We start from the raw sequence: 8,297 nt of genomic DNA on the forward strand, positions 1-8,297 counted from the left end.
CCATGGCCGCCTGCTATGTCGGGGTCGACGTCGGCACCGGCAGCGCCCGAGCCGGCGTCTTCGACGGGACAGGGCGGATGCTGGGACAGGCCAGCCGGGCGATCCGCCTGTGGCGTCCCGAACCCGACTTCGCCGAGCAGTCGTCGGACGACATCTGGCAGGCCTGTTGCGTGGCCGTCAAAGGGGCGCTGGCCGAGGCCGGAATCAATCCCGGGCAGGTGAAGGGCGTGGGCTTCGACGCCACCTGCTCGCTGGTGGCGCTTGATGACGGCGGTCGTCCGGTGACGGTCAGCCCGTCCGGCAAGGACGAGCAGAACGTCGTCGTCTGGATGGACCACCGGGCCATCGCCGAGGCGGCGCGGATCAACGCCGGCGGCCACAAGGTCCTCGACTACGTGGGGGGCACCATCTCGCCCGAGATGGAGACCCCCAAGCTGGTCTGGCTGAAGCAGCATCTGCCCGAGACCTGGCGGCGGGCCGCCCGGTTCTTCGACCTCCCCGATTTCCTGACCTGGCGGGCGACCGGCGCCGATGTGCGCTCGCTTTGCTCGATCGTCTGCAAGTGGACCTACCTGGGCCACGAGGACCGCTGGGACGAGGCCTACTTCCGGGCCATCGGCCTGGGCGACCTGGCCGACGAGGGGTTTGCCCGCATCGGCCAAACCGTGCGGCCTTTGGGCGAGGCCATGGGCCAGGGCCTGAGCGCGGCGGCGGCCGGCGAGCTGGGCCTGGTTGCCGGCACCGCGGTCGGCGTCTCCATCATCGACGCCCATGCCGGCGGACTGGGTATGCTGGGGGCGCCGCTCGGCGGTACCCAGCCGACGACGGCGGACATGGAGCGGCGCTTGGCCCTGATCGGCGGCACCTCGAGCTGCCACATGGCGGTGTCGCGCCAGGCGGTGTTCGTGCCCGGCGTCTGGGGACCCTACTATTCGGCGATGGTGCCCAGCCTGTGGCTGCAGGAAGGTGGGCAGTCGGCCACCGGCGCCTTGATCGATCACGTGATCTTCAGCCACGCCGGAGCCGCCGGGCTCAAGGTCGAGGCCGAGCGGAGCGGGCGCACCGTCTACGCCCTGCTCAACGAGCGGCTCGACCGCCTAGCCAAGGACGTTGACTTCCCGGCGGCCCTGACCCGCGAGCTGCACGTGCTGCCTTATTTCCACGGCAACCGCTCGCCGCGCGCCGATCCCACCCTCAAGGGCGTGGTCTCCGGCCTGCGGCTCAACGACTCACTCGACGATCTGGCGCGTCTTTACCTCGCCGCGGTCCAGGCGGTGGCCCACGGCACCCGGCACATCATCGACACCATGAACGCCAAGGGTTACGCCATCGACACGGTGTTCGCCTGCGGCGGCGGCACCAAGAACCCGGTGTTCCTGCGCGAGCACGCCGACATCACCGGCTGCCGCCTGGTCCTGCCGAAGGAGCCCGAGGCGGTGCTGCTGGGCTCCGCCATCCTCGGGGCGGTGGCGGCCGGCGCCTTCGAGTCCGTGCTGGCCGCCATGGCGGCGATGAACGGCGCCGGCGAGGTGATCGAGCCGGCCGGCGGCAAGGTCGCCGCCTTCCACGCGGCCAAGCATCGCGTCTTTCATCGCATGTACGACGACTTCATGGCCTGGCGGGGAATGATGCGTGGATAAAGAGGCACTGTCACGCTAATGGATCAGCGTGAGGGTTAATCGGTTATCAGTTTACGCAGGCATCTCTAGTCGTCCGTGAAGTATCCGCTTCCGCGACCTGATTATGCGGTTGCGGGCTGTCGGGATAGGTTTGGGAAGGCGGCCCGGAAAAAGGCACGCCAAAGTTCGGCGAACCAGCGCAGAAGAAGGTGGAAGTTCCAGCCGGCGGCGGCGAGGACGGCGTTGGTGCGGTCGCCGTCGCGACCCTTGAGGTAATTTCGGTCCATGCGGTGCTCGGCCTTGAGGTGGCCGATGATGGGCTCGATGGCGGTGCGGCGCTTCATCTCGCGTTTGATGGCGGCGGTGGTTCGGCGGACCTGGCCGGAGATCCAGACGCGGAAGCGGTTGGGATGGTTGTGGCCGCGATAGCCCTTGTCGACGTGGATGCGCTTGGGCTCGACGCCGGTGAGTTCGGCAAGATCGGCGACGATCGGCCCCAGGGTGTGGCCATCGAACGGGTTGCCGTGCAGGGCCTTGGCGTGGAGCACGAACTGGCCGCCCTTGGGCGCGGTGACCGGGGTGACGATGGAGACCTTGCAGCCGAACTCGTAGGGGGTGCGGGCCTTGCCCTTGCCGATGCACTCGACCTCGGGGGCGTGCCAGGAATAGAGCTTCCAGCCGCGCTGGTTCTGCCGCTGGCCGCGGATCTGCAGAGCCTTGCCCAGGGGGACGGCGAAAGCCGCTTCCAGCTCGGCATTACCCTCGATCTTGCGGTGGACATCCCGGATGAGCCGGCCCAGGCGGGTGCGCAGGAACTTCAATTGCCGGCCGGCCCGGTTGAACTGATGGGCATGGGTATAGCGCCCCACCATGATCGCCGCGCGCTTGGCCACCCGCACGTAGCTCTGGCGCAACGGAACGCCTTCCTTCCTGGCCAGCGTCGCCAGCTTGACGATCGCCGTGTGCAGGCGGGCATCCGTCGGATGGGCGACGTTCTTGGGCTGCACCGTGGTGTCCACCGCCACCCGCTCCAGGTCCTTGGTCGAAAGGGCGCCGGTCTTGTGGGCCACCGACAGGCTCTCCTGGATCAGCGCCGCCAGGTGCTCCTCGCCGAGGCGCTGGCGCCAGCGGGTCAGCGACGAGCGGTCGAACGGCATCTCGTGGCAAAACGTCTCCTCGCCGCAGAAGTACTGGAAATACGGGTTCTCCAGCCAGCGGGCGCACAGCGCCTCGTCGCTCAGCCCGTGCATGTGCTTGAGGATCATCAGCCCCGCCATCAGGCGCACCGGCAACGGTGGCTGCCCCGGACCCGGCCGGTAGACGTCGCCCAGCGAGCGCTCCAGGAACCCCCAGTCCATCGCCCCGGCCAGCGCCACCAGCGGATGCTTCATGTCGATGATCACCTCCAGGGCCGGCCGAAACAGGTCCTTCTGCCGCTCGTCCTTCGGTCTCGACATCTCCGAGCCTCCCAACAAAACCCCCGGGGAGAATCGAATCACAAACCGCTCAAAACCGGAATCCCAAAACGCAAGAAAGCCGAGAAAAATCCCGGCTTTCCTGCAATCCCCATTACTTCCCTACGCCCGAAAACCCTTGCCACTCAACAGGATCGGCGTTCTTCACAGGCGACTCTCTACGTGTTGCCATGTCATCATCATTACTAGGGGGGAGGTGGCACCAAAACCAACGTCAGCCCAGACGCTCTTTGTGAAACGGGGGGCCGGCCGGAGCATCAGCCCCGGGGCCTTCAATCTTTGGGCGGTGGCCCCGAGGACTTTCTGACGATGATTTCGGCCTCGCACTCGAAGGGGATGTTCTCGTGCCGATCCTTGACCTTGGCGACAAGGAAGCGAGCGGCGCGCCGGTGGCTTCTCGACGTAGACGTGCATGCCGCCACGCATCGCCTGCTCGGAGAGGGCAGGGTAGGCCTCCAGTCCAACCGTCATGATCACGAGATCGAGATACTCGCGCTCGAGCATTTCGTGGGGTGCGGTGTAGATCCGCTCGGCTCCCGCAGACCGGCCAGTGGCCTCCGCCTTGGGCGGATTGCGGTCGCACATCGCGACCACCCGCATAGGGGCGAGCCGGATGCTGGGAACAGCGAGCCGTTCATGAACCGGCCGCAGCCGACCAACCCGACACGAAGCAGGCGGTCAGCGTCCATCAGCGCTGCCCTCCATCCGACGATGTATCGAGGTCGATTGGGAAAACCCGTCCGCTGCGGTCCGCATCCCCGGGTTGCCGATAACCGAGTTGCGCGGAAATCGCCCCGGCGTAGTGCATCACCATGGGCGCCAGCTGCTCGGTCCGGGCCGGGGTGATCCGACGGGCCGGACCGCTCACGCTCATGGCGGCAAACACGCGCCCTGAGAGGTTCCGGATCGGCGCTCCGACGCACCGAATGCCCACGTCCTTCTCCTCGTTGTCGATGGCGTAGCCGCGCCGGCGGATGAGATCGAGCTCGTTCAGCAGCGACTCGGGATCGGTGATCGTATTTGCGGTATATCGGCGCAGCCCCATCGCGATCACCTTCCGGATGACCTCTTCGCCCTGGAAGGCGAGGGCGACCTTGCCGGTGGACGTACAATGGGCAGGCGAGGCCTCGAGCACAACGATCGTATTGTGCCGCTGGCTTCGCTCAGGCTCGGTACGATCGATGATCGTGGTCTGCATACCGTCGAACACGCACAGGTGGACCGCCTCACCGCTGACCTTGGTCAAAGCCTCAACAAACGGATTCGCCTCGCGGTGGAGGTCCATGTTCGACAGCACGATGGTTCCGTACTCAAACAGCTTCAGTCCGAGACGGTAGTGATCCCGCTCACGTTCGCGTTCGAGCAGGCCGGCCTCTTGCAGTGTGGCGACGATGCGATGCGCAGTTGCCCGGGGAATGCCGATCCGCGCAGCAATTTCGGCGACCGAGAGCTGACGGTCGATCCGGCTAAAGCAGTCGAGGACCGACACAGCTTTGAGGATCGAGCGCACGTTGCCGTCCCGGGATTCCTGCCGCTCGCCGGGTTCTGCGCTTGTCGTCGTATCGGCGCCAGCGCTCAAAGCGCCGGTCGACCGAGGCTTCTTGTCCATGCACACACACTCCGCAGGCACCGTCCGGTCCGCCCGAATACCGACTATCCCCAAACCGGGCGTTCAAGCAAGGCTCAACATAGGCCTTGACCGGAATACGGGCAATTCCCTGATGGGCATCAAGCCTTTAGTCACCATGCATCCAAGAGCATGCTTGCAGAATGAGATTGGAGCGAATACATTGTCCGCATAGCGGGCAAATATATCATATTTTGGACAAGCCCGCCTCTTCGGATCGACATTCTGGACGAGGAAACGACATGGTGCGACCCCTTACCAAGGAAGACGTGCGCGGCATTTTCCCGCCGTTGGTATCCCCTTTCACGGAGAACGAGGAACTGGACCTGGCCGCGCTGCGAACCGAGGTCGAATTCAACCTGTCGCTTGGTGTCACCGGCGTCTGCGTCGGCGGCAGCACCGGCGAGGGGCACGCCATCGAGCCGCAGGAAATCGGTCTCCTGGTCAAGACCGCGCAGGACGTCGTCCGGGGCAAAATCCCGGTGATTGCGGGTATCATCACCACGTCGACCCGCGAGGCGGTGAAGCGCGGCAAGATCGCGCGCGACGCCGGTGCTCAGGCCCTCATGGTCACGCCGCCGATCTACCAGATCTGCTCCGATGACGGCTTGTTCGATTACTACGCCACTATCCATAGCGAGACTGGCCTACCGATCATCGTCTACAACGTGCTGACCGATGTGCCGGTGACCCCGGCGCTGATGAGGCGTCTCGCTGCGGCGCCGGAAGTCGGCCTGATCGCCACCAAGGAAAGCATCGGCGGTTCGCTTGAGACGCTCGGCGAACTGATCGCCACCATCGGCGACAAGATCTCGGTCACCTGGGCACACGACTGGCTGCTCTATCCCGGGCTGGCACTTGGCGCGACCGGATCGATCTCGGGAGCCGCCGCCATCCTGCCCCGGCATTCCCTGATCCTTTGGGACGCGCTCCAGCGCAGCGACATCAGGCGGGCGCAGGAACTCCACTTCGCCGTCACCGATGTCTGCAGCCAGATCAGCCGCTTCAACTGGCCTGCCGGCGTCAAGCTCTCGATCAATATGCAGGGGCGGCGCGTCGGCCCGTGCCGCTCCCCTTTCAACAAGGTGCCGCCGGAACAGGCGGAGCGGATCCGGGCGGCCCTCAAACGGGCGGAGGCGGTCATCTGAAGGCCCGGCCCCGTACCCGCTCGAACGTTCATTGTCGATGACAGGAGACCAGAGGAGGATTGAGGATGGCCAACACAACCGATCAGATGAAGACGACGACCGCCGCGACGCTCGGAGCGGCCAAGATCCATCGCCGTGAGCTACTCCTCGGTGCAGCCGCCGCCGGATTGGTCGGCGTCTTGAAGGCTCCGGCGGCCTTGGGTCAGACCAAGGAGTTCTCCGGCGTCACCCTCAACGGCGCGGCGTTCCAGCATGCCTTCCAGGCCGGGATCGCCGAACTCCTACCGGAGTTCGAGAAGCTGACGGGGATCAGGGTCAATCTAGATATCCAGGCCTTCCCCGTTTACAACCAGCGCATGGACCTCGAGCTGTCGACCAAAGGCTCTGCCTACGATTTTTGCAACATTACGTTCCCCTATTCCGGCCGCTGGGTCGGGTCCAAGTGGTTGCATCCGTTGGATGAATTCGTGAAAGACCCGAACGCAACTCCGCCGGCGTGGGACGCCGACGACTTCATCAGCGGCGCCCAGACCGCACTCAGGGACAGGGAGGGCAAGACCTACGGCTTCGCCTGGGTGACCGGCGTGCAGATGATGGCGGCCGCCCGCGGCGACCTGATCGAGAAGGCGGGCATGAGATTGCCGACCACCTTTGCAGAGTTGAAGGCGGTCTGCGCAGCAACCCACCAGCCGGGCACGGCGGCTTACGGCAACGACAAGCTCCATCACTGGCAGTGGCCGCCGTTCCTGATGGGGATGGGCGGCAAGATCTTCAAAGACCCAAGCGGGGACCCCACCCCCGACCTCAACTCGCCCGAGGCGGTCGAGGCCGCGGCCTACTATGCCGAGTTGCTCACCAGGTACGGACCACCGGGTGTTTTGTCGTTCACGGACGACCAGGTGCAGCGGGCGCAGTTCGCCGGTCGCGTCAACATCCGCACCCAGTCGCTCGACTGGCTGCTGCCGCTCGGCAAGTCCCCGGAGAGCCAAGTTCGCGACAGTGTCCGCTATGGCCTGTTCCCGGGAGGTTCGGCGGGCTGGTTCCCGGCGGTCAACTCGCAGGGCTACGGCATTCCGGCAGGTGCCAAGAACAAGCGGGCCGCTTGGGAATTAATCAAGTGGGCTGTCTCGAAGGAGAACGTGAAGCGGATGGCGTTCGAGAAGGGCCAGCTTTCGGTGGCCCGGCGCTCCGTGCTTGAGGATCCCCAGACCCGCGAGGCAATGACGGTCAACGGCCAGGACGTCGCCAAGCTCTACCTCGACACCGTCGAACACGCGGGCAAGCTCGGATACATGGCCTACCGTATCCTGCCGGTGTTCCCGCAGGTCGGCGAGAAGATCAACAAGGCGATCGAGCGCATCGCCTCCAAGCAGGAGAGCGCCCAGGCTGCCATGGATGCCGCCCAGCAGGAGGCGATCGCGGACCTCAAGAAAGCCGGCGTGCTCTAGGGATGGCCGGTGTCGGGCTTTCCGGGAGCGGGACGGCCGTCCCGGCACAGCCGTTGGCGGGCCGGGCGAATGATAGCTTGGCCGAGCAGAAGAGGCGCTTCTTCTGGCGCCTCGTGCTGCCGGCGCTCGGTTTCCTGGGGCTGATCACGCTTCTCCCTGTGCTGTACCTAGTGGTCACTAGCCTGACGCCGTTGACCCTGACCAATCCCAGCAGCGCTTCGGATTTCTCGAAACCGCTCGCCAACTACGGGCTCTTACTCTCCGACACGCGGCTTCGCGAGAGCCTGTGGACCCAGGCGAAGTTGTCGTTCTTCACCGTCGGATTGCAGCTGGTACTCGGGCTATGGGCGGCAACGGTCGTCCACGCGCGGCCGCTCACCGGCGAGGTCATCCGCACCGCGTTCCTGATCCCGATGGTCCTCCCGCCGATCGTGGTGGCGATCATCTGGAAAGTCCTCTACTCGCCCGACATCAGTCCGTTCTGGTGGCTCTTCACCGCGTTCGGGTTGTCGGTGCCGTCGCCGATCACCGACGCCAGGATGGCGCTTGGCGCTATCATTCTCGCCGATACGTGGGAATGGTTCCCTTTCACGATGCTGATCATCCTGGCCGCCCTCAAACTGATGCCGGATGAATGGATCGAGGCGGCACTGGTCGACGGCGCCACCGAATGGCAGACTTTCCGCTACATCACCTTACCGTATCTCAAGGGATCCCTCCTGGTAGCGGGCCTGTTCCGCCTGATCGACAGCATCAAGGCGTTTCCCCTTATCTACATCCTGACCGACGGCGGCCCCGGGACCGTCACCGAGATCACCAATTACTACACGTTCGTCCAGGCCTTCAATTTCAGCTACATCGGTTACTCGAGCGCGATCACCGTCTGCCTGGTGGCACTAGTCGCTGTGGAGCGGCGTGCAAAAGTCGGCCACCTGAGGGGGTGATCGGCGTCCAAAATTAGGCCAGCCCCTTGATCAGGT

At 65.1% G+C, this 8,297-nt stretch carries 7 protein-coding genes; 4 read left to right on the top strand and 3 right to left on the bottom strand.

Annotation, left to right across the window (positions count from 1 at the left end):
• The first annotated feature begins 2 nt into the window (after positions 1 to 2).
• Complete coding sequence (locus ODR01_RS24235) at positions 3 to 1,640, top strand: FGGY-family carbohydrate kinase (protein ID WP_316980293.1); 1,638 nt, start codon at positions 3 to 5, stop codon at positions 1,638 to 1,640.
• A gap of 101 nt (positions 1,641 to 1,741) precedes the next feature.
• Here ODR01_RS24235 and ODR01_RS24240 read toward each other — a convergent pair whose 3' ends face one another.
• The 3 genes from ODR01_RS24240 to ODR01_RS24245 form a co-directional block, all read right to left on the bottom strand.
• Entirely contained in the window at positions 1,742 to 3,076 is a 1,335-nt protein-coding gene (locus tag ODR01_RS24240) for an IS5 family transposase (RefSeq protein WP_316980294.1), read from the bottom strand.
• Positions 3,077 to 3,238: 162 nt separating this feature from the next.
• On the bottom strand, positions 3,239 to 3,694 hold the full coding sequence (locus tag ODR01_RS25325) for a Gfo/Idh/MocA family oxidoreductase (protein ID WP_394356870.1): 456 nt from the start codon (positions 3,692 to 3,694) through the stop codon (positions 3,239 to 3,241).
• 88 nt (positions 3,695 to 3,782) lie between these two features.
• Positions 3,783 to 4,703 (bottom strand): IclR family transcriptional regulator, encoded by a 921-nt coding sequence (locus ODR01_RS24245; RefSeq protein WP_316980295.1) that lies wholly within the window; start codon positions 4,701 to 4,703, stop codon positions 3,783 to 3,785.
• Positions 4,704 to 4,963: 260 nt separating this feature from the next.
• Between ODR01_RS24245 and ODR01_RS24250 the strand changes: the two genes are divergently transcribed.
• The 3 genes from ODR01_RS24250 to ODR01_RS24260 all read left to right on the top strand — a co-directional run bounded on the left by ODR01_RS24250 (position 4,964) and on the right by ODR01_RS24260 (position 8,261).
• The gene (locus ODR01_RS24250; protein WP_316980296.1) at positions 4,964 to 5,869 is read left to right on the top strand and encodes a dihydrodipicolinate synthase family protein; all 906 of its coding nucleotides are present in this window, start codon (positions 4,964 to 4,966) and stop codon (positions 5,867 to 5,869) included.
• 65 nt (positions 5,870 to 5,934) lie between these two features.
• Complete coding sequence (locus ODR01_RS24255; protein ID WP_316980297.1) at positions 5,935 to 7,317, top strand: ABC transporter substrate-binding protein; 1,383 nt, start codon at positions 5,935 to 5,937, stop codon at positions 7,315 to 7,317.
• A 77-nt stretch (positions 7,318 to 7,394) separates the two neighbouring features.
• On the top strand, positions 7,395 to 8,261 hold the full coding sequence (locus tag ODR01_RS24260; RefSeq protein ID WP_316980298.1) for a carbohydrate ABC transporter permease: 867 nt from the start codon (positions 7,395 to 7,397) through the stop codon (positions 8,259 to 8,261).
• Positions 8,262 to 8,297 lie beyond the last annotated feature (36 nt).

It is taken from the genome of Shumkonia mesophila (assembly GCF_026163695.1).
In the GTDB taxonomy this organism is placed as follows: domain Bacteria; phylum Pseudomonadota; class Alphaproteobacteria; order Rhodospirillales; family Shumkoniaceae; genus Shumkonia; species Shumkonia mesophila.